This is a genomic window from Dehalobacter sp. TeCB1, assembly GCF_001707455.1.
Lineage (GTDB): Bacteria > Bacillota > Desulfitobacteriia > Desulfitobacteriales > Syntrophobotulaceae > Dehalobacter > Dehalobacter restrictus.
The window spans coordinates 66,255-88,595 of sequence record NZ_MCHF01000012.1 but is presented as its reverse complement, the minus strand read 5'-3'; the positions used below and the strand labels follow the sequence as shown (position 1 = coordinate 88,595).

At 47.0% G+C, this 22,341-nt stretch carries 18 protein-coding genes; 7 read left to right on the top strand and 11 right to left on the bottom strand.

Annotated elements, in window-relative coordinates; all coding sequences use genetic code 11:
* The first annotated feature begins 275 nt into the window (after positions 1 to 275).
* From A7D23_RS03765 to A7D23_RS03750, 4 genes are all read left to right on the top strand, one after another.
* A complete protein-coding gene (locus tag A7D23_RS03765; RefSeq protein ID WP_068883232.1) occupies positions 276 to 1,355 on the top strand; it encodes a hydrogenase small subunit in 1,080 nt (359 codons plus the stop codon).
* Positions 1,356 to 1,358: 3 nt separating this feature from the next.
* Positions 1,359 to 2,924 (top strand): nickel-dependent hydrogenase large subunit, encoded by a 1,566-nt coding sequence (locus A7D23_RS03760; protein ID WP_068883230.1) that lies wholly within the window; start codon positions 1,359 to 1,361, stop codon positions 2,922 to 2,924.
* Between the two features lie 20 nt (positions 2,925 to 2,944).
* Positions 2,945 to 3,568 (top strand): Ni/Fe-hydrogenase, b-type cytochrome subunit, encoded by a 624-nt coding sequence (gene cybH / locus A7D23_RS03755; protein ID WP_068883228.1) that lies wholly within the window; start codon positions 2,945 to 2,947, stop codon positions 3,566 to 3,568.
* Between the two features lie 173 nt (positions 3,569 to 3,741).
* On the top strand, positions 3,742 to 4,242 hold the full coding sequence (locus A7D23_RS03750; protein WP_068883226.1) for a HyaD/HybD family hydrogenase maturation endopeptidase: 501 nt from the start codon (positions 3,742 to 3,744) through the stop codon (positions 4,240 to 4,242).
* A 344-nt stretch (positions 4,243 to 4,586) separates the two neighbouring features.
* Here A7D23_RS03750 and A7D23_RS03745 read toward each other — a convergent pair whose 3' ends face one another.
* Positions 4,587 to 5,777, bottom strand: a complete 1,191-nt coding sequence (locus tag A7D23_RS03745) for a pyridoxal phosphate-dependent aminotransferase (RefSeq protein ID WP_068883224.1) — start codon at positions 5,775 to 5,777, stop codon at positions 4,587 to 4,589.
* Positions 5,778 to 5,924: 147 nt separating this feature from the next.
* Positions 5,925 to 6,305 carry an iron-sulfur cluster assembly scaffold protein gene (locus tag A7D23_RS03740; protein WP_068883222.1) on the bottom strand — a complete coding sequence of 127 codons (381 nt, stop codon included), beginning with the start codon at positions 6,303 to 6,305 and terminating at the stop codon, positions 5,925 to 5,927.
* Between the two features lie 348 nt (positions 6,306 to 6,653).
* Here A7D23_RS03740 and A7D23_RS16365 point away from each other — a divergent pair, with 348 nt between their 5' ends.
* The 3 genes from A7D23_RS16365 (at position 6,654) to amrB (ending at position 12,572) form a co-directional block, all read left to right on the top strand.
* Positions 6,654 to 7,916 carry an Ig-like domain-containing protein gene (locus tag A7D23_RS16365; RefSeq protein WP_242871492.1) on the top strand — a complete coding sequence of 421 codons (1,263 nt, stop codon included), beginning with the start codon at positions 6,654 to 6,656 and terminating at the stop codon, positions 7,914 to 7,916.
* A gap of 143 nt (positions 7,917 to 8,059) precedes the next feature.
* Complete coding sequence (locus A7D23_RS03735; RefSeq protein WP_242871491.1) at positions 8,060 to 11,620, top strand: alpha-2-macroglobulin family protein; 3,561 nt, start codon at positions 8,060 to 8,062, stop codon at positions 11,618 to 11,620.
* Between the two features lie 61 nt (positions 11,621 to 11,681).
* Positions 11,682 to 12,572, top strand: coding sequence for an AmmeMemoRadiSam system protein B (gene amrB / locus A7D23_RS03730; RefSeq protein WP_068883220.1), 891 nt, complete (start codon positions 11,682 to 11,684; stop codon positions 12,570 to 12,572).
* A 290-nt stretch (positions 12,573 to 12,862) separates the two neighbouring features.
* On the opposite strand, the gene A7D23_RS03725 is transcribed toward amrB, so the two are convergent.
* The 9 genes from A7D23_RS03725 to A7D23_RS03685 form a co-directional block, all read right to left on the bottom strand.
* On the bottom strand, positions 12,863 to 14,086 hold the full coding sequence (locus A7D23_RS03725) for an aspartate aminotransferase family protein (protein WP_068883218.1): 1,224 nt from the start codon (positions 14,084 to 14,086) through the stop codon (positions 12,863 to 12,865).
* 43 nt (positions 14,087 to 14,129) lie between these two features.
* Entirely contained in the window at positions 14,130 to 15,032 is a 903-nt protein-coding gene (gene argB / locus A7D23_RS03720; RefSeq protein WP_068883216.1) for an acetylglutamate kinase, read from the bottom strand.
* Positions 15,033 to 15,152: 120 nt separating this feature from the next.
* Complete coding sequence (argJ, locus tag A7D23_RS03715) at positions 15,153 to 16,400, bottom strand: bifunctional glutamate N-acetyltransferase/amino-acid acetyltransferase ArgJ (protein ID WP_068883214.1); 1,248 nt, start codon at positions 16,398 to 16,400, stop codon at positions 15,153 to 15,155.
* Positions 16,401 to 16,468: 68 nt separating this feature from the next.
* On the bottom strand, positions 16,469 to 17,497 hold the full coding sequence (argC, locus tag A7D23_RS03710; protein WP_068883212.1) for an N-acetyl-gamma-glutamyl-phosphate reductase: 1,029 nt from the start codon (positions 17,495 to 17,497) through the stop codon (positions 16,469 to 16,471).
* A 267-nt stretch (positions 17,498 to 17,764) separates the two neighbouring features.
* Positions 17,765 to 18,442, bottom strand: a complete 678-nt coding sequence (locus A7D23_RS03705) for a L,D-transpeptidase (protein ID WP_068883210.1) — start codon at positions 18,440 to 18,442, stop codon at positions 17,765 to 17,767.
* 53 nt (positions 18,443 to 18,495) lie between these two features.
* Positions 18,496 to 19,194, bottom strand: a complete 699-nt coding sequence (locus A7D23_RS03700; RefSeq protein ID WP_068883208.1) for a response regulator transcription factor — start codon at positions 19,192 to 19,194, stop codon at positions 18,496 to 18,498.
* 59 nt (positions 19,195 to 19,253) lie between these two features.
* Positions 19,254 to 20,705, bottom strand: a complete 1,452-nt coding sequence (locus A7D23_RS03695; protein WP_068883207.1) for a HAMP domain-containing sensor histidine kinase — start codon at positions 20,703 to 20,705, stop codon at positions 19,254 to 19,256.
* Between the two features lie 53 nt (positions 20,706 to 20,758).
* Positions 20,759 to 21,511: an ABC transporter permease gene (locus A7D23_RS03690; protein WP_068883205.1), complete on the bottom strand. Its 753-nt coding sequence runs from the start codon at positions 21,509 to 21,511 to the stop codon at positions 20,759 to 20,761.
* Positions 21,498 to 22,223 (bottom strand): ABC transporter ATP-binding protein, encoded by a 726-nt coding sequence (locus A7D23_RS03685; protein WP_068883203.1) that lies wholly within the window; start codon positions 22,221 to 22,223, stop codon positions 21,498 to 21,500. The genes A7D23_RS03690 and A7D23_RS03685 overlap by 14 nt, the downstream gene beginning before the upstream one ends.
* Positions 22,224 to 22,341 lie beyond the last annotated feature (118 nt).

The following is a 22,341-nucleotide window of genomic DNA, read 5'->3' as shown; positions in this document are numbered from 1 at the left end:
TTGTCTATTTTAATAATTTTTATCTAACTATGACTTTTTCATGTTGGCTTATTGCAAACTTTTCAGCCGTTTTATATTTTGGCACGCTTCTTGCATTTATTAATTTGGAAAATAGATAAACTTTATATATATATTTGGATGATTTTTTTCGGTATATTGCTCACTGCAATAATATATTTTTACGAAAATGTATTATCTAAATATTTATAATTTTTATCCTATTTTATATTAAGTAAGAATTTTATTTTTTGGACATGTGGAGGAGGAATTGCAGAATGAACACATTTGATGCTCTGGCAGCAAGAGGAGTATCCCGACGCGGCTTTTTGAAATTGATGGCTGCGACTACGGCAGCTTTGGGTCTCCCTGCTGCAGTATCTCCCAAGGTCACTCAGGCTGTTGAGACTGCCTTGGAAAAACCGCCGGTAATCTGGCTTCATGGAATGGAATGCACAGGCTGTTCCGAGTCACTTTTGGCAACACTGAATCCGTCAGCGGCTGAAGTGGTCCTGGATATGCTTTCGATCCGTTATCATGAGACCATTATGGCAGCTTCCGGCTATACGGCCGAGGAAGCTTATCTGGAGGCCCTGAAAGAAAACTTTGTGCTCGTCGTCGAAGGAGCTATTCCCTCAAAAGAAGACAGGTATTGCATGGTGGGCGGCAAACCTTTCCGGGAAACCGTCCTGGAAGCTTCCAAGAAAGCTAAAGCCATTATTGCTGTCGGTAGCTGCGCAACCGATGGCGCCGGAATTCCCGGTGCCTGTGAGGTTGACGCTGTCGGCGTCCGTGAACTGTTGAAACAAAACAACATTTCAACTCCTGTCATCAATCTCCCATGCTGTCCGGTCAAACCGGCCACCATGCTCGGAACGATTGTTTACTACCTGACCTATGGTACGGTTCCGCCGCTTGATGACCAGGCCCGGCCGGTCGTTTTCTACGGCAAGCTGCTTCATGACAACTGCCCGCGCCGCGGACAATTTGAAGCCGGAAACTATCTAAAAGACTGGAACGATCCGGACCAAAAAGACTATTGTCTAATCCTGAAAGGCTGCAAAGGCCCGAAGACGTATACCGACTGCGCACAGGTTTGGTACAACGACAATACCAACTTCTGCATCAACGCCGGTTCACCGTGTTCCGGCTGTTCAGAGGCAGGATTCTTTAAAGTCTTCAGCCCTCTTTATGACAAACAGGAAATCTTTAAACTTCCCGGCACTGGGCCAATCAATGTCGATACAGCCGGTAAGGTTATCGGAGGCGTTGCTGTAGCAGGCGTTGCTGTTCATCTCGCAGCTACGGCAGCAACAGGCCGTTTAGGCAAAAAAGACCATGGACATGAGGAGGAGTAAGGAATGTCTGCACAAAAAATTGTCATTGATCCAATTACCCGTATTGAAGGCCACTTGAAAATAGAAGTAGAGATCGAAAATGGTGTCGTCTCTAACTCCCGTGTCATAGGCACCATGTACAGGGGCCTTGAAAACTTGGTTATCGGCCGGGATCCCAGAGATGCCAGTTATGTTACAGAACGTGCCTGCGGCGTCTGCTCAACAGTACATGGCTTGGCCTCCGCGCTGGCTTTGGACGCTGCTTTTGGGGCTGAAGTCCCCTATGGCGGCCGTCTTATTCGCAATCTGATTTACGGCGCAACGCTCTTGCATGATCATCCGCTCCATTTCTATCATCTGTCTGCCTTGGACTATCTGGATGTCATGGCCATTGCCCAGTACAAAGGCAATGACGCCGGTTTAAACGGCGTTAAGGACAAAATTTTGAAACTCGTTGCAGCTAAGGATACAGCGCCTCTGACACCCCGTTACAATCCTGATCAATATTGTGTCAGCGATCCTGAACTCGTTACGATGGCTGTTGCGCACTACCTGAAAGCCTTGGAAATGCAGGCAAAAGCCAAGAAAATGTCCGCGATATTCGCCGGCAAACAACCGCACCAGTCCTCGATCGTAGTCGGCGGCGTCACGATACTGCCTACTTTAGAGCAAGTCTTCCAATACCGTTCCATGCTGATGGAGCAGATCGCCTTCGTTGAAAATGTCTACCTCCAGGATGTCCTCACCTTCGGGACCGGACCGCTTCTGCCTTTGGCTCAGGCCGGCGTTGGCGGTAGTCATGGCAATTACATGTCTTATGGCGGCTTTGCCGGAGATGCAGAAGGAAAAGACTTGTTATTTACACCGGGTATCATTCTCGACAATAACCTGGCGACCGTTCATCCGTTCAGCATCGACAAAATCACGGAAGATATCACGCATGCCTGGTACAAGAGCGACAAAGGCAGAACTCCTTATGAGGAAGACACGGTTATTGACTTGGATAAGAAGGACGCCTATACCTATGTCAAAGCACCGCGCTATGAAGGCAAACCGATGGAAGTCGGACCACTCGCCCGTATGCTCGTCATGCAGCCGAAAGTGCTTATGGACGTTATTACGAAATACAGCATCAAACCCGGCGCTGTTGCCCGTCATGCCGCCCGGGCGGTGGAAACCATTCTTATGGCTAAGAAAATGCTCGAATGGGTCGATTCCCTCATTGCCGAAATGGGCAAGTCGAACTTTAAGATCCATGATACCGATCATTGGGAAATCCCCGAAAGCGGTCAGGGCGCAGGCTTGATTGAGGTTGCCCGCGGGTCGCTTGGCCACTGGATTAAAGTTGAAGACCATAAAACATCAAATTACCAAATGGTCGTCCCCTCGACTTGGAACTTTTCACCGATAGATGGAAACGGCGTTTTAGGCCCGGTTGACAAATCCATGATCGGGGTACCGGTACCGGATCCGGACAATCCGATTAATGTAGTCCGTGTAATCCGTTCCTATGACCCGTGTCTGGCTTGTGCAATTCACCTAATCGATCCGAAAAGCAACGAAATCAAGAAATACCATATTGGCTTCTAAGGAAAGAGAGGGAACGTAAAATGGTCAAAGCGTCTGATCATCCGTTGTTTCAACGGATCACCCACTGGATCAACTTAATTTCTTTTGCGATTTTGATCCCGACCGGCTTTATCATCCACTCACCGGCTCAGGGAATCAATATGAACGTTGTTAGGAATCTTCACTTTATCTTTATGTATATTTTGGTGATTAACGGGATTGTACGTTTGTACTACTCCTTTTTCGGCAAACATAAAGATTACAAGGAGTTTTTCCTTAACAAGCTCGATCTGAAGACCTTTATCCCTCAGATCAAATACTATCTGTTTATCAGCAAGGAACATCCAAAAACCGGCAAGTACAACCCGATGCAGAAATTAGCATATATTGCTATTCCGTTTATTATCGCGTTTCAGGCGATTACCGGAATCATCCTGTATCTGCCGATGAAGTTCCCGGGAGCTGCCGAAGCCCTCGGAAGCCTGGCAGCTGTCAGAGGTCTTCACTATGTTTGTATGTGGGTCTTAATCCTGTTCATCGTTGCCCACCTTTATCTGGTGTTTACCGAAGCTATGGATCAGCTTGGCTTGATGTTTTTCGGTAAGACCGGTAAGAGAGAAAAACAAAAAGCTGGAAAGACAGATCAGACAGCTGTGAAGAGCTAATACGCTAAAAATTGTACTAAGCATTATTACCACTAAAAGTAAAGTTAGTACCAAGTCAACCCTAAACCTTATCTATTCTGTTAGCAGATTATTATATTAGGGTTGATAAGGTACTATCTTCATTCTATCACTAGCTTTATTTTACGAAACTTTATAGGAAAGGACTTTCACGTATGACTCCACCAAAAATTATGCTGATGGGCGTAGGCAACGTTTTACTAAGTGACGAAGGCTTAGGCGTTCAGTTCCTGAATGAATTTAAGCCCGAGGAACTGCCTGACAACGTCGAGCTGTTAGAAGGCGGGACAGCCGGTCTGGAACTGGTTCATCTGATCAAGGAAACCGATTTCCTGATCATTGTGGATGCGATCAATGCCCAGACAGAGCCCGGCAGTGTCTTCCGGTTCTGTCCGGAAGATATCCGGGTTTTCCCGGAGAAGTACCAAGTATCGTTTCATCAGGTGGGCATTCTGGAAGTTCTCGCACTGGCAGACATTCTGGGTAATACTCCCCAAACCCTGATCTACGGTGTTCAGCCGAAGAGTCTTGAATGGGGCATGGACCTGTCCGAGGAGATTAAGGCGGTTTTCCCGCGACTTAAGGAACAAATGTTCAAAGAGTTTGCTCAGATTAATGCCGCATCCAGCTTCCTGGCTATTCCGCCTGCCGAATAGGCATAAAGCGCTTAAAGCGTAACTCTAAACCTAAAAGATACTGCTGATAGTTTATACTATTGGCAGTATCTTTTTGTGGCTCTATGTCAAATGTTGAGGTGAACCCCTAGACAAGAGTCACTCTAAACCTGATATGACGCTGATAATAGCTTTTGACTGTTATCAGCATGTTTTTGAGCTAAGCTGAGGTTGACGACATTGTGTCATCCGTGGCAAGAAATGACGGCTTGCAGTAAGCTGGGATTCCTGTCAGCAACAGTCCACTGAACTGTTACTCCGCGAAAACGTGTGAACGGAGTATCTGTGCGAGGCTACAGACACCCAAAAAAGAAAACACCTCACTATTATTTCAGCTTATCCAGAAAACAATGCAGCCTTCTCATACCTTCGGTTATCTGTTCCGAAGAACTTGCATAGGAGATTCGTAAATACCCCGGCGCCAGGAAAGCACTGCCGGGTACGACGGCAACCAGTTCGGAATCAAGCAGCCTATTACAGAATCCGATATCATCCTTGATCTTCTGTCCTTCAAAGGACATTCCGATACAGTTCTTAATATTTACAAAAACATAAAAGGCACCTTCAGGTTCCGGAAACGAGATGTGCGGCATTTTACGCAAAAGTCCGCAGATCAGATCCCGTCTGTCACTAAAAGCAGCCTTCATTCTCAGCACATCTTCCCCGCTTTCCCTCATCGCCCCGACTGCAGCCCATTGAGCAATGGAGCAGGCATTCGAGGTCAGATGGCTTTGAAACGAGTTAATCTTGGATGATAATTCGAGCGGGGCAATCGAATAACCGATCCGCCAGCCTGTCATCGCATAGGCTTTGCTCACCCCGTTAATGATAATTGTCCGGGAAGCCAGCTCCGGCATAAGCTGCAGCGGATTAATATGTTTGTTCTGACCGTAAACCAGCTTCTCATAAATCTCATCCCAAATCAGCCAGAGATCATGCTTCTGGGCGATCTCAGCAAGGCCTCTAACGGTCTTCTCGTCAAATAGGACCCCCGTCGGATTGGATGGGGAGTTCAGCAAAAGTGCGATAGTTCTGTCCGTAATTGCGGCTTCCACGCGGTCCAATCTTGGTACAAAACCACTATCTTCTGTTTCCACGATCACCGGTTTCCCATCTACAAGATGGATCTGTTCGATATAGCTTACCCAAGCCGGCGCAAGCAGGACAATCTCATCCCCTGGATCAACGATCGCTGCCAGCGCTTCATATATGCAAGGTTTAGCTCCCGGGCCAACGACTACCTGTCCCGGATCAAACTTCAGACCAAATTCCTTTCGGTAATAAGCACAAATTTCTTGACGAAGTTCAGGAACCCCAGGTGTTGATGTGTAATGAGTTTTCCCTTTTTGCATCGCTTCCGTCGCATACTTGAAAGCGGACGGCGGGGACACGAAATCTGGCTCCCCGGATCCAAACGAAATAACATTCTTCCCCTGACTCTTTAGTTCTTTGGCTTTGGCATCAACAGCCAACGTAGCAGACGGCTTCATGCCCAGAATGCGCTGGGACAGCTTCATACTTTCAAATCCTTTCACCTATGGCGTTCTGTATATGATGCAGACATCATGATTGCAGGCATTATTATTGAAACTATTTATTATCATATCGTAAACAATCAAAAATTTCATCATATTTCTGCCATTTTGGCAAGATTTTCGACACTTTTAGCTCTGATCTTTTCTTTTGGATTCATAGTCTTCGATAGCTTTTTTCAGGGCCTGGGGACCCAGCACGGAACAATGGACTTTACTTGCCGGCAGGCCATCCAGCGCGTCGAAAACGTCTCTGCCGCCTATGTTTAAAGCCTCCTCAATACTTTTCCCTTTCACTAAAACCGTAAACATGCTGCTTGCTGCTACAGCCGCGGCACAGCCAAACACCAGGTAACTGATATCCGTCAGGATACCATCCTTTACTTTCAGATAGATCGTCAGCGAATCTCCGCAGGACACATCTCCAAAGATTCCTTCGGCATCTGCATCAGGCATGCTACCCACATTTTGCGGGCACATAAAATGTTCAATAACTTTATCCGAATAATCCACGTTTCTTCCTCCGGTCTAATCCCAATCTGTTTTTCCAGAATCGTTCCAACCCTTTTGACCTATTCTCTTTAATAGTCTACAACCAAAATTCTTTTTTCTCAAATCTAAACGAGTGTGGTCTAAAAAAGAGTGTTTTTGCATAAACATAGTATGGCGTGCAGCGGCACAGGCAGCTGCAAATCTGTCAACGAGTGCTGCATCTATAAAAAGGATATTTGTCAGATGTATAGAATTATCGATTAATTACGTCAAATATGTTGTTAAACACGCTAATCTGTTATCAGATACTTCTAAATATAATATTAAACTGACAATACCATCGTATTGTGTCGAAAGGATGGTTAATTTATGGCAAAGAATTTCAAGAACTTGATGAGTTGGAAAAAGTCAATCGGCATCGCCTTAGTTCTTGTAATGGCTATCAGCATTTTTTACGGATTTGACTTTTTCCGTCTAAATGACACAGCAGTTTTGGCCTCGGATATCGCTATTACTGCGGTTGACTTGGATAAGCTCGGGATTGATACCACGACAACCTTTTTACTGACCAGCAAAGAAAGCCTGACTGAAAAAACAGTGAAAGCATCGCTCAAGCTTCGTCCGGAATTTTCCTACACCCTGGATAAACAGAATAACGGCAAGAGCTATAAAATTATTCCCGAGGAAGAATTAGCGCCGAATACAATTTATCGTTTGGCCTTTGATCCGGAAGCATCGGGAAAGGAAAACCTTAGCTGGGCCTTCCAGACCAAAGCAGCCTTTCAGGTGCTTCGTTCCCTTCCTGGAGATAAAAGCACCTCTGTTCCGGTAGACACGGGAATCGAATTGACTTTCTCTTCCGACAACTATGAAATTAGCAGCCTGAAGAATTATTTCAGTATCTCACCCGAGATGAAGGGGGCTTTCGAAAAGCACAAAAAAACGCTGGTATTTACGCCGGAAGCACTGCAACCAGCCACCGTCTATACGGTCACGCTCAAAAAAGGCTTTGTACTCCCCGGTACGACGGAAACCCTGTTCGAAGACTATCGTTTCAGCTTTGAGACCGGGACGGTTGAACAGAACAATCCTCCTTTTACGTTTGATCTGAACACAAGTCTGACCGAATTCAGCACCAGTGAGCAGCCTGCATTTTCCGTATATTTCACCAACAATACGTATTCGGGAGGTCAAATCATAGACACGCCTCCGCTTCATATCAACCTTTACCGCTATCCGGATCACCAAAGCTTTCAAGCCTCTCTCTCGAAACGGGATGTGCTGCCTGATTGGTCCTACTATACCTGGAACCATTATCTCGAAAAATTACCGTCAGCCTACATACTGGCTGAATATGACACCGAATTTCTGAAGACAGACCCTTACAATCAATACATCATGCTACCAGAAACGCTGGAAGCAGGGTACTATTCCGCAGAATTCCAGGCAGACGAATCCGTCAGGCAAGTCTGGTTCCAGGTAACCGATCTTGCCGTCTACCTTGCTCAGGACAGGATGAAAGCCTCTTTTGGGTTAATGACCTGCAGACCAAAACATCCGTTGCTGAAGCCACTGTCAGTCTTGAAAATAAGAAGATTACTGCCAGTACGGATAAATCGGGTACGGTTCTGATCAAGCAAAAGCTGTCCGGCGAGCAGAGAAGTTATGCCTGGATCCGGCAGGGAGACAAAGAAATCCTTGTCCCTATAGAGGCCTGGTATGAAGAAAGTAACACCGGCCAGATCAATCCGTCGGATTACTGGAAGTATCTCTATTTGGACCGAGCCCTTTATAAGCCTGGGGATACGTTGAACTTCTGGGGAATCGCTGCACCGCGGTCCGGGAACAGTACGCAGGGCAGCCGGATTGAACCGCTTCGTGATCTCACGATTGAAGTGTATGGTTATGACGGCGCCTACTACCCGGGGGGTGAGATTTCTCCGGTCCTGACCCAGGAGACCGCAGTAAAAGATGATTGTTTTCAGGGTCAAATCAAACTTCCCGTTCTAAAACCCGGTTACTATGAACTGCAGGTTAAATCTGGCGATGTTCAGCTGCTCTCACGAAGCTTTTCCGTAGAAAACTACCAAAAACCGGCCTATCAAGTAACATTGACTCAAGATAAGAAAGCAATCTTCGCTGGAGAGAAGGTGAATTTTCGGTTCTCAGCCGCCTTCTTTGAAAGCACGCCTGTCCCAAGTCTGTCTTTGCACTACTTTTTGTCTGATCAGGAAGGTGACCTGACTACCGATGCCAAAGGAACGGCGATACTTTCCTATACCGGCAAGGCTCACGCAGAGAATTATACGGACTACGATTTCCAGACATGTGCGGCCAACGCCACCCTTCCCGAAGCAGGTGAAATCTACAATTACGCTGAATTGCTTGTCTTTAAAAGCAAAGTCTACATCAACGGCCAAGCGATCCGCCAGAAAGATACCTATACCCTCTCCGCCAAATTATCATCTGTTGATTTGACCAAGCTAAACAATGGAGAATTTGCTTCTGAAGAGAACTATCTTCAGGGGCCGGTTGCCAATGCCCCGGTGAAAGCTAAGCTCTACCAGGAAGTCGTTACAAGAACCGAAACAGGTCAGTACTATGATTTCATCAGTAAAAAAGTAGTCAAATCTTATAATTATGACTATGCCACAAAACTGGTCAGTGAGTTTGCACTAACAACAGCTTCTGACGGAACGCTGAAATATACAGGTCAAATTGATCCGAAGGAATCCTACAATCTCTATCTTACAGCACAGGACAGTGACGGCCGATCCTTTACAAGACAATTAACTATCAGCAAACAGGATCCTCAGCCGGATAACGCTTATTACTTCCTGCAGGGAACACCTGGTATTGACGGTTATAATCCTGGGGACCAAGTTCAGGTGTCCATGATGGTCAATAGCCAAGTTTTAAATCCCGCCGGAAGAAATATTTTATTCTACCACGGTCAAAAAGTCATTGATGCCTACCAGGTAAGCACTACGCCTAAGTACAGCTTTTTGTTTACCGATTTATACATTCCGAATGTTACCGTAGGCGGGGTCTACTTCGACGGGAACAGCTACTATGAAGCGAGCAGCGTCATGATACCGTTTGCAAGCCAAACAAAAAAACTGAATGTCGCGGTACAATCGGATAAGACTGAATATCGGCCCGGCGATAAAGTTCACTTAAGCCTTAAGGTGACCGACAGCAACAATGCCCCTGTTAAAAGGGCCCAGATCAATCTGAATCTTGTTGATGAAGCCTTATTCAGCCTGCAAAACCAGAGTGTGGATCTTTTGAACAGCCTCTATGGCGATAATCAGTATCTGACACTGATAACCAGAAAGTCCCATTATCACCCTGGTTTTTATGGTTTTGCTGAGTCTGGTGGGGAGGGCGGTTCGGGACGCAGTGATTTTCGGGATACCGTACTCTTCACCACGCTGCAAACCGACAGTGGCGGGAATGCCTCAACGGACTTCACCCTGCCGGACAATCTGACATCCTGGCGGGTTACCTACCAGGCTTTTACTCAGAATCTTCAGGCTGGCAGCGGTACCTCGCAGCTTCCGGTACGTCTGCCGTTCTTTGTCGAAGTGACACTAAACAGCCATTATCTCGCAGGAGACTCTCCAGTCGTCCTTACACGCTCTTATGGTGAAAAACTCAAAAGCAGCCAAAATGTTTCTTATACCATGAAACTAACCAGTCCCAGCGGGAAGGAACAGACCTGGCGTCAAAGCGATACAGCATTTTCTGCTGCAGATTGGAAGCTGCCAGCCCTCGAAGCAGGTACTTACCATCTGACCGTATCCGGCAGTCAGAATGGCCTTACTGACACACTGACCAAGGAATTTACCGCAATGAAATCGTTTCAGCAGAGGATTGTGTCGGACCGAAATCTTTTAACGGAAGGCCAGGGACTCAAGGGTTCTTCTGAAGAACCAACGACAGTGATCTTCAGTGATTCTGAGAAGAGCCAGTACCTCCGGGGTCTTTACCAGCTGATCTGGAATAATGGAAGCCGCCTCGAGCAAAAGCTTGCCGCCCAGGAAGCCGCCAGGCTTTTGGAAAAGTATTTCTCCGACAGTCCCGAATCTAATATCCCTTTGGTTGGAGATAGGGGGGATCGGGATTCTCTGCTCCTTTACCAGCGGTTCGACGGTGGAATCAGCATCCTTTCTTATGGAGAAAGTGATCCGACCTTGTCGGCAATGGTCGCTTCCGCTGCCCCAGGTGTCTTTGATGATCAGGCCTTAATCCGCTATTTTTACAGAATTCTGGAAGCTGAAGACGCAGGAGAATCAGGAAAAGAGGGAGATCAAGGAAATCAGGGAAGTCAGACACCTGCAGCAGACGATGAAAGTATGATTCTTCTCGGGCTCGCTTCCCTGGGAGAGCCTGTTCTTCTGCAAATTGACAGCTATATGCAGAAGGAAGATCTGTCTGCGGAAGAAAAAATCAACCTGGCTCTGGCTCTGCTGGAAACCGGAGATGGAGCCTACGCCATGCAGGTTTATCAGGAGCTGCTCAGCACTTATCAGCAGGACCTCGGTTCCGTTCTGCGAATCAACGTAGGAAGCGATCAAGATGATATGATTCTGGCTACAACCCGGATGGCACTTCTGGCAGCGCGCCTGGACCAGCCGGAGAAAAACAAGCTTTACCAGTACCTGCTTGAGAATCCGGGCAAAGATATTTTGAATACGCTCGAGCAGCTGGAAATACTCCGCTACAACCTTCAGTATATGGCCTCTTCGCCGGTAAGCTTTACCTATGAACTAAACGGAAAAAAAGAGACCAAAATCTTAAAAAATATGAACTTCTTTAAACTGACCATTCTTCCTGAGGATTTGACGGAGATATCATTCACCAGGATCAAAGGCAAGATTGGCATGGTGAGCTACTACAACGTTCCGATTCAGGCCGGAGAAGGATCAGAAAATACCGATCTTGAGATCAGTCGTACCTACCGCGTCGGCAGTACGGAGACAAATACCTTCAATCGCCAGAACCTCGTCCAGGTCGTGTTAAGCTATAACATCGGTGATAAAGCGCCCCAGGGGCTTTATGAAATTGTGGATGTGCTTCCTGCCGGTCTTGCTCTTATCCCACGTCCCGAAAATTACAATGAAGACCCAACTGCCAAAAATTACTGGGATTATCCGACAGAAGTCAACGGCCAAAAGCTGGTCTTCCACGTCGGCAAGGACAAAGGCACGATTACGTATCTGGCACGAGTCATCTCACCTGGTGAATTCAACTGCGAAGCACCCGTTTTGAGCAACATTAAGAACAGTATCGTTTACACAAGCGGCAGCCAATCCAGGATTGTGATCAAATAAAATGGGGGCATGACCTATTACGAATATTCGCTGCTTCGTTTTATCTAAAACCGTCTTAAACATGACTGCCTTACTATTATTATGCTTTTCTTTCTTACTCCTGTCCGGATGCGACGGAACAAGCCTAACGGAAAAATCCTCCGGCGAAGACGGCGGGATATCCGTTTCCTCCCATCCCGGTTTTATCACCCGGGAGGAATTAAATGCTATCTTGGCCGACCAGCCTGCTGTACCGTCCAAAGCAGATAAGAGAATCGTAAGTGCCGTGATGCCTCATCATCTGACAGCTGCCCGCCTAATTAACGATCTGATGCAAATACTTGCCGCGCAGGAACCAGGCCTAATCATCCTGGTGGGCCCAAATCATCTTAACAACGGGAACCGGATTATTACAGGTCTGGATAACTGGGAGACTCCTGAAGGCCTTGTCGAAACGGATCAGCCGACGGTCAACCTTCTGCTTAAAAACAGCCTGGCAAGCAGAGATGAGGGAACCCTCTCTTCGGAACATTCCATTGGCTCTCTGGCACCGCTTATTAAGCATTATCTTCCCAAAGCAAAGATTGTACCGCTCATTCTGCATCATGATGTCACCCTTCAGGAAGTCAATACGCTGCTTGCCGGACTAGAGCCCTGTCTGAATGAACATACGGTTCTGATCTCGTCGGTTGACTTTTCGCATTATCTGACCCGGGTCGAGGCCCAGGGCAAAGACCGCGAAACCTTGAAATATATGCAGGAATTCGATTATCCTGCCCTCTTCAGGCTGGGCAATGATTACCTGGATTCCCCCGCATCGCTTGCCGCATCTTTCCGACTGGCTGAGAAACAAGGAATCCGGGCTTTTCATGTTTTGGGCAACACAAATTCCGGTATACTCCTGCAAAACGATATGACTCAGACAACCAGCTATTTTACGCTAGTGTTCTACGCTGATACAGATAGTGATTAACCTTTGGGAATTAACGTCTTCTATTTAACTAGTGTAATTACAACAGTCTTAAACCTAAACAAAGGGGCTGTAACTGAACTCAGGCTACCAAGAGCGAGTCTCCAATATCTGAAGTAATTAATAGGGATATGCGTAACTCTGGGAAATAGAATCGGTTTAACGTTCCCTTTAAGTATCGACAGCTTGATCCCTGAAAATCATAAAAAGGAGGGCGTAACGGAACTTTGATAGAGTTTGGTTACGCCCTCCCTTTTCATTCATTTTAATCTGTTGGTTTTTATTATCTGTTCTTATTTCACGCCAAAGCTCCTTTGAAAGGCCTGCTCCAGAATTTCCATTGCCCGGTCAATTTCGTCAAACGTGACTGTAAGCGGCGGCAGGAAACGCAGGGTCTTGCCTCCGACACAGTTGATCAGCAGTCCGTTTGCACAGCAGTCGCTCACAATCTCGGGTCCTTTTTCTTCAACAGGCAGCCCGACCATCAGCCCGAGCCCCCTGACCTTACCGGGCAAATCAAATTTTTCAGCAAGCTTCTGCAGCTTATCCTGGAAATAATACCCCTTGTTCTCGACCCCGGTCAGAAAATCTTCCCGGGTCATAATCTCCATCACTTTGCAGCCGACAGCCGAGACAAGATGGTTGCCTCCGAAAGTCGAAGCATGGTCTCCCGGCTGGAAAGAAGCAGCTGCGTTGTCTGTTGCGAGCATCGCACCAATCGGCACACCATTGCCCAGTGCTTTGGCCAGTGTCAGGATATCCGGCTTTACGCCGGACCACTCGTAGGCAAATAGTTTCCCGGTCCTGCCCAGCCCACACTGGACTTCGTCAAAGATCAGCAGCGCCCCGTACTTATCGCATAATTCCCTGGCTTTTTGCAGAAACTCACGTGAAACAGGGTGCACACCGCCTTCCCCTTGCACAGGTTCGATCATTACAGCCGCAGTCTCCTCATTGATGACGCCTTCCAGTTCACTCAAATCATTCATCGTGGTATAGGAGAATCCTTCCGGCAGCGGCTCATATCCCTTCTGGTACTTGGCCTGGCCTGTGGCTGTTATCGTTGCCAGCGTCCTGCCATGGAACGAATTCTTCAGGGATACGATCTGAATTTTCTCAGCCCCAAAGTGTTCCTTGGCATACTTCCTCACCAGTTTGATGGCAGCTTCATTGGCCTCCGCTCCGCTGTTGCAGAAGAATACTTTATTCGCGAACGAATTGTCCGTTAGCATCTTTGCGAGTTTGACCTGACCAGGGATCCAGTACAGATTGGAAGTATGCAGGATCTCTCCGGCCTGCTCGCGGATGATTTCCACGATCTCCGGATTGGCATGCCCGAGTGAGGTTACAGCCAGACCTGCGACAAAGTCCAGATATTGCTTGCCGTCACTGTCCCAGACCAGCGATCCGGATCCTTTGACTAACGCCATTGGCAAACGGCCATACGTATTCATGACATTTTCTTTGCCCATCGCGATCATTTGTTCCGTATTCAGCTCTATATTCATATCGACCATCGACCTTTCTTCTCTATAATACAATTTATTGAATATTCTCCGTTTATTTAATCATCGTCCCGATCCCACCGTCAGTAAACAACTCCAGCAAAATCGCATGCGGCTGTCTGCCGTCCAGGATATGAACGGTACCTGTTCCCTGTTCCAGCGCGTTTACTGCACATTCTACTTTCGGTATCATTCCACCTTTAAAGATCCCTTCCGTCATCATTGCCGGTACATCTTCCTTCGGGATAACAGAGATAAGAGACTCCGGATCATTGATATCCTTCATAATTCCCTTGACATCGGTCAAAAGCAGGAATTTGTCAGCTTTTAAGGATCCGGCGATGGTTCCGGCAGCCGTATCGGCATTTACATTATAGCTTTCACCATCATCTCCACCGGCCAGCGGTGAAATAATCGGAATATATCCCTGATCCAAAAGGCTGGTAATGATCCCCGGCGTAACCTTCTTGATCTCACCAACATACCCAAGATCGATTTCCTCGACCAATCCTTGTTCATTGGCCAATTGCATCGGTTTCTTCTCGGCGACGAGCAGTTTGGCATCCTGGCCGTTCAGCCCTACTGCCTTTCCGCCAAAGCTGTTTAGCATCGAAACAATCTCCGTGTTCAGCTTTCCGACCAGGACCATCGCTGCAATTTCCATGGTCTCTTTATCCGTAACCCTTAAGCCCTGCACAAACGTGCTTTCTTTGCCGACACGCTTCAGCATCGTATTGATTTCCGGTCCCCCTCCGTGAACAATAACCGGACGGATACCAACCGTATGCAGCAGCAGGATATCGAGCATGACCTTTTCTTTAAGCTCCTGATCAATCATGGCATGCCCGCCATATTTGATCACAACGGTAGACCCGGAGAATTTTTGAATATACGGCAAGGCTTCGATCAGAATATTGGCCTTATCCAGATTGCTGATCTTCACACTGAAATCTTCCATTTTGATGCGCCTCCTTTACTCCTCTTCATAAGGTGTCTCAAAAAAACTCAAGTGATTTAAACAGATAATTACCAGTAACTAACATTTATATTTAATAGTCACTCAATTACGCTGACATTATTACGTCCGGTAATCAGCGTTGATGTCAATATACTTATGTGTAAGATCACAGCCCCAGGCTACAGCCTGTTCATTTCCGTCACCCAGAACGACGTCGACCTTGATGTCTGTATTTTTCAGCAAAACCGAAGCTTCCGTCTCGGAAAATGGCAGGCCCTGTCCGTGTGCAGCGACCTGCAGTCCGTTCAGGTAGATATCCGCTTTATTCGGATCAAAGCTAGCTCCGGAGTATCCCGCTGCAGCCAGGATCCTTCCCCAGTTGGCATCTTCGCCATACATAGCCGATTTCACCAAATTAGAGGAACAGACACTGCGGGCAATCATTCTAGCTGCTTCCAATGATGCGGCCCCTGCAACTTTCACTTCCAGGAACTTGCTGGCCCCTTCGCCGTCCCTTGCAATCGCTTTGGCCATCGTACAGCAGGCTTCCCGGACCATGGCAGAAAAGTTCTCCCATTCCTGACCTTCCGGCGTAACTCCCGATAATCCGTTGGCCAAGATCACGACCATATCGTTCGTACTGGTGTCGCCATCCACGGTTACCATATTAAAGCTTTCATCCGTTGCCGCCTTCAGCAGCCCTTTCAGCTTATCCTGCGCAACCTGCGCATCCGTCGTGATAAAACAAAGCATCGTTCCCATATTAGGATGGATCATGCCCGAGCCTTTGGCCATGATACCAAGTTTTATAGTGCCCTGGGCGCACTGCAGTTCCAAAGCAAGTTCTTTGCAAACCATGTCTGTGGTCATTATAGCCGACGCCGCCTGGTGGGCGTACTCAGTTTTTTCACTTTCGGAGACTTTTCCCTTAAGTGCCTGAACTTCCTTTGCGGCCGTCCTGATTCCTGCGATGACTTTAGCCAGCGGCAGTTCCTGTCCGATTACCCCTGTGGACGATACCAGGATATCTTCCGGAGCAAGAGCAAGCTCTTCTGCGGTCACCCTGACCATCTCCGTGGCAGCGTTGTCACCAATCTCGCCCATACAGGCATTGGCATTACCGCTGTTGACAATAACAGCCTGCGCTTTGCCGTCTGCAAGATGTTTCTCGGTGAGTACCAGCGGATGGGCCTTCACGACATTGCGCGTGAACATCCCTGCCGCACTGGCCGGGATCTCAGATAAGATCAGCGCCAGATCGTATTTGTCTTTATGTTTTATGCCCGCTTTGACCCCGCAGGCATAAAATCCAGGCGGTGCGGAAATCCCGCCATTTATTTCTTGCCAAGGATACAATTTATCCATCATTTCTATTCCTCCTTAGATCGTTTCTGTGTCTGTGTGTTTGGGGACAAAAAAAACGTCCATTTGTCTCCCTATGGCCAGAGCGCAGTGGTTTGAAGCCCAGTCGTTTCCGGCAGATCAAACAGGATGTTCATATTCTGGATGGCCTGGCCGGATGCTCCTTTGACCAAATTGTCAATAACGGAAACCATGACGACCCTGCCGGTCCGCTGGTCATATCTTAACTGAAGGAATGCGTGGTTGCTCCCATACGTATATTTCGTCTGCGGCCACTCTCTTTCCGGCATCAGATGAATAAACGGTTCCTTCTCGTAAGCTTGCTGCCAGCAATCCCGCAGTTCCTGCTCCGTTATTCCGCTCTTGACACCGGCATAGATAGTAGCCAGTATTCCTCGGGTCATTGGCACGAGATGTGGGGTAAAACTAATTACGACTTTCGCATCCGCCGCACCGCTTAGCTGCTGCTCGATTTCCGGTGTGTGGCGATGCACACCAACACCGTAAGCCTTAAAATTCTCATTCACTTCGGAATAATGAAGGTTCTGGACAATCCCGCGGCCTGCTCCTGAGACACCCGACTTGGCATCGATGATGATGCTGTTCGGATCAAGCAGCCCTGCCCGAAGTAGCGGCACCAGCGCTAGCTGGGATGCTGTTGGATAACAGCCCGGATTCGCCACAAGGGCTTTCCCCGCAATTTCATTTCTGTATAGTTCAGGCAGTCCGTAAACAGCCTCTGGCAGTAAAGCCGGATCAGCATGCTTAACCTTATACCAATTTTCATACTCCTGGGCGTCTTTAAGTCTGAAGTCGGCTCCAAGATCCACGATTTTTATGCCTTGTTCCATCAATTTCCTGGCTCTGACCGCTGCTATGCCATGCGGCAGCGCCATAAACACCACGTCAACATCAGGTAGCTCCTCTGTCTCCAGCACGTTCTCCAGACTTTCCTGAAGGTGAGGGCAAATATCTGAAATACGCTTTCCCGCAGATGTAGAAGAGCCCAAATACGCCAGCGTGACCTCCGGATGGTTATTTAATAAACGAAGCAGTTCCTGCCCTGTATAGCCGGTTGCTCCAAGAATTCCAACTTTAATCATCCATATCCCTCCTGTAATGGTAATGCAGCGTTTAGTTTATTAATAATTTATTTTAATAATTATACACTTACGTGAATAATTATTCAATACCTAAGTCCTTAAATTTTTACTTTTCTCCAATACTTCTTTTAAATTATTCTGATCAATTTTTCTATCTATTCTCTCAGTTTATCTTACTATACATTCCGTCTTTTTCCAAAAAAAATACTCTCCGTTATGCGAAAAGTATTTGAGGCCTTACAACAGTATTTCGGCATCATCATAACATTAATGAATATGCACCTTCGTTCCCTGCGGAATGTTGTTATAAATCCATTTGGCGTTTTCCACTTCTAGCCTGATACAGCCATGAGAAGCCGGTGTACCAAGTTTGGCCGCTTCTTCGGCAATCATTTTTTTCTGTTTATCCATCGGGACAGAATGGAAAAGGTACACACCCCAGTCTTTGAAAGAGACCCAGTATTTGGCACCCTGCTGGTATTTTTCGGAGAAAAACCATTCGCCGCGGTTTTGAATTTCAAAATCCCCCAGCGGAGTCAAATTATTGGCGCCTGTCGACGCTGTGAATTGTTTAATTTCAGAACCCTGATAATAGATCTGGACAATTTGTTCGGTCACATCAACATCAATCCGGTAGTCGCTTTGTTGGTTTTCCTGAGATTTGGCCGTTTGATCCTGCTGTCCGTTCGCGGATTCCTGCTGTTGCGCTTCAGTATTCTGACTGTTTTCTGCACCCTGGTTATTCCCACCGCTGTTTTCAGTCGTTCCATTCTGTTGGTTATGGCTGAAAGTCTGGTTGTCCTGTTGGGTTGTCTGGTCCTGATTAGAATTATACCGGGAAAACACACTGACTGCTTCAGATCCGCCCAGAAAGCTCATTAACCCGGCAACAATAAATAATATAACTACCGTGGCAAGTGCAATTTTAGATTGTTTTCTGTTCAAAATGATCTTCTTCCTTTGCTGCGTAATGGATTTATTCCTGATGTTTGTTCTTATTAAACCCTGAACCGATAGCCCGCTCCCCAGACCGTTTCGATATATTGCGGGTTGGAAGGGTCGCTTTCAATTTTATCGCGTAGCCGGGCGATATGAACCGTGACCGTAGCGGAATCACCGAGCGCCTCAAGTCCCCAGACCTTTTCGAATAATTCGTCTCTGCCGAATACCCGGTTGGGATGCTTGGCCAGATATAAAAGCAGCTCAAATTCTTTCTGGGCGAGATTAGCTTCCCGGTTATGGATATAGACCCTGCGGGCTTCTTTCTCGATCCTGAGTCCACGGATCACAACAGTGTTGTTGCTTATCTGCTTTTCGCTGAATTTCTTCTTCAGTTTTTCATAATTCTGCAGATGAGCTTTGACCCTGGCGACAAGTTCACCGGGGCTGAAGGGTTTCGTGATATAATCATCCGCTCCGAGATTAAAGCCTTTGATTTTGTCGATTTCCTCTTTTTTAGCAGATACCAGAATCACAGGGACCTCTTTTTCATCTCTTAGACTGCGCAGAATCTCCAGACCATCCAGACCCGGAAGCATGATATCAAGGATTAGAAGATCATAGCCGTTTTCCTGGAACTGCTTCAGACCGGCAGAACCATCCGCACAAATGTCGGCTGCAAAACCTTCCACTTCCAGGTAATCTTGTTGCAGTTCCGCAATATTCAGATCATCTTCAATAATCAGAATTTTTTTCATAACAGTCCTCGTTTTGGATGGTTTTCTTCATGTAGACTAGACTTAGAGTTGACGTGGTACTAGTCTTTAAGATAGGCCAGTGAAATCAGAATACTCATTCCTTCCTTGCCGTGGGACATTGCCCAGATAATCCCCTGATGCCCCTCGACGACCTGTTTGGCAATCGCAAGTCCGAGGCCGCTTCCCTTAATCCCTGTTCTGGCCTGATCGGAACGGTAAAACCGGTCAAAAATATACGGCAGATCCTTTTCACTGACTCCACACCCATTGTCCTGAAACTCCATAATAATACTGGAAGGAGTCTCCCTGAGCAGAACCCTTATTACCGCCTCATCTTTGTCCATATACTTGCGGGAGTTGTCCAGAATGTTCATTACAATTCTTTTCATTCGTTCCCGATCAAGAAAAACGCAGCGCTTTTGGGTCAGATCACTGAACATTTCCGTGTGAATTCTATTGTTTTCGAGTTCAGGTTCACTTTCCAGCAAGCAGCTTTTAATGAATTCCTGAACATCGGTCCTTTCAAAATTAAACGGAATCTGGTTTAGATCAAGTTTGGCGTAGAGCAGCAAATCATCAATCATCTTATCAACCTGCTCAGCCTTTACATAGATGGTTCTCAAATATTTCTCCGTTTTTTCCGGTGTATTTGCGACGCCATCCAAAATGCCTTCAACATAACCCTTAATCGAAGTAACGGGAGTCTTTAGATCATGGGATATGCTGGATATCAGCATTTTTCTGTTGTCTTCGTATTTCAGCTGGGTATGGATCGATTCCTTGAGCTTAAGGCGCATAAGCTCAAGGTCCCGACACAATGCTTCAATCTCCCGGTCACCTTCTTCGGCAATCTGGCAGTCCAGGTTTCCGGTCCGGATCTCATCTGCAGCATGTTGTAGATGATTCAGGGGCTGCAAAACCGCCCGCGAAAACTGATAGGAGATCAGGATGTTCGTAACAATGAAAGAGCAAAGGAACGTCAGGCCGATCACAATGAGGAACTGAATCAGGCCGTTAGCTGCCTGATCCGGCGGAACGAGCAGCAGCAGCACGGTTCCCCCAGCAGTATCTGCGGGATCCTGCCCAATAATCTGAACCGTAAAGGACTGACCACTGATCACAATGCTTTCCTTGCCAGGCTTGTTTTGTCCTGCTTCCAAGGCCTTAGCCAGCTCAATTTTGCCAATTCCCGGTGCATCCAGCGAGGTATAGATCATGCTATCATCCTTCAGGATGATCAGTTCGCCTCCGATTTCGGCTATTTTCTGGCGCAACAGCCGCTGGAACTTTTCATCGGCAATCGCGTCGGGACTCTCCTGCTGGATCAGTCTTTCTGTATCCATCAGTACTGCTTCAATTTGAGAGGCCCGCTGGTAGCTTTCCCAGGAATATATATTGCCATATAGTTTGCTGTATATAAACAGATAAGCCATGGCGACCAGTGCTGTAACCAGCACCGGAATCGCCACGGTAGCTGCATTTGCTGCAATTAAACGCTTCTTAAGATTCATTGCCGGTCCTCTTATTCAGTCATTTAGCATCATTTTTAAGCAAATTCTGAAATCTAGAACTCTTTTTTATCAAACAAATAAAACCCCGCTGCAAAAAACATCAGTGCGTAGCCAAGCATCAGACAAAACTCCCGGCCAATCTTCGCCAGCGGCAAAGAATTGGCCAGCCACAAATTGTACCAGTCGAGCTGTGTGGTAACCAACAGGCTTGAGTACTCGGAAAAGAAAATACCAAAAGCCTTGATGGCCAGAAAAACAATAATTGCAACAAAAAATACCGAAGTGCCGCTCTTTAGAATATTGGCCAAAAACACAATCCCTAGGGCCAATGTAAACAGCGGAAACAAGCTGATCACATAAACGAGCACGGTTCTCGCTACAGCGGTAAGCGTAGCGGAATTGGCATTAAACAGAAAACCGGCCAGCATGGAAAAGACCATTAAGATCAGCAGGTTGGCCAGAATAAAGACCGCAATGGCCGTGACTTTGGCCGTATAGATTTTCAGCCTGCTGACCGGCCTGGTGAGCGTGACGCGCATCAGGTTATGGGAGAACTCCCCGGAAAAACAGTCAATGGCAACGAGCGCCGTAAACAGCGGCAGAATCGTATTGACGACGACCGACAAAACCAGTACGGGAAATTCCACGCTGCCGGTGCCTCTTACACCAAAGCCGGTTCTGACACCAACGACGGCCAGCTGCCCCAGTACAATCACAACCAGTGAGATAATCAGCGCAACCAGGGCTTTTTTCTTTTTGTACAGCTTTTCAATTTCATTGATCAAAGCAGCTTTATACGCGGCCATTGCGTTCCACCTCACTGACAAAGTAATTCTCCAACGTGGCGTAATTTTGCAGAATCTTTTCCGTGCTGTCCACATTGAGCATCTTTCCGTTGACGATGACCCCGATCCTGCTGCAGGTAAGTTCAACATCATGGATCAGATGGCTTGAAATAAAAAAGGTGGTTCCTTCCTGTTCAGCCATCTGCTTAATGAGATTACGGACATCAATCATCCCCTCGACATCGAGTCCGTTCAACGGCTCATCCAGGATCAAAACTTTGGGCTTGGCCAGAATAGCCGCAGCTAAACCCAAGCGTTGCTTCATGCCTAGGGAGAACTTCCTGGGTTTTTCCTGTTTGTATTTGATCATACCGGTAAGCTCCAGAACCTCATCAATTCTGTGGTCATCGATTCCCGGGTAACACCGGGCACGCTGCCTTAAGTTTTCATAAGCGGTCAAGAACGGATAAGAGTCAGCAATTTCAATAATACAGCCAACTTCCGCCATGGCCTTCTCATATGATTCGGTAATACTATGCCCGAAAATCCTGACGTCACCGCGGTCCGGCCGGATCAATCCGGTCATGATCTTCATTGCCGTTGTTTTTCCTGCACCGTTTGGCCCAAGAAAACCAAAAATATCCCCCTGATCAATTTCCAGATTGATATCGTCAATGCCCCGGCCGTTTTTATACAGTTTGGTCACGCTGCATATTTCAATCACTTTTTCCATATAATTGCCCCCATTGTGCACTGCAAGGAGCCTGCCGGGATTCCCCGGCAGCTCCAATTTAAAGTTATTGCTATTTTCGTTTTGTTACTTGTTATTCGTTATCTATCATCTAACATTG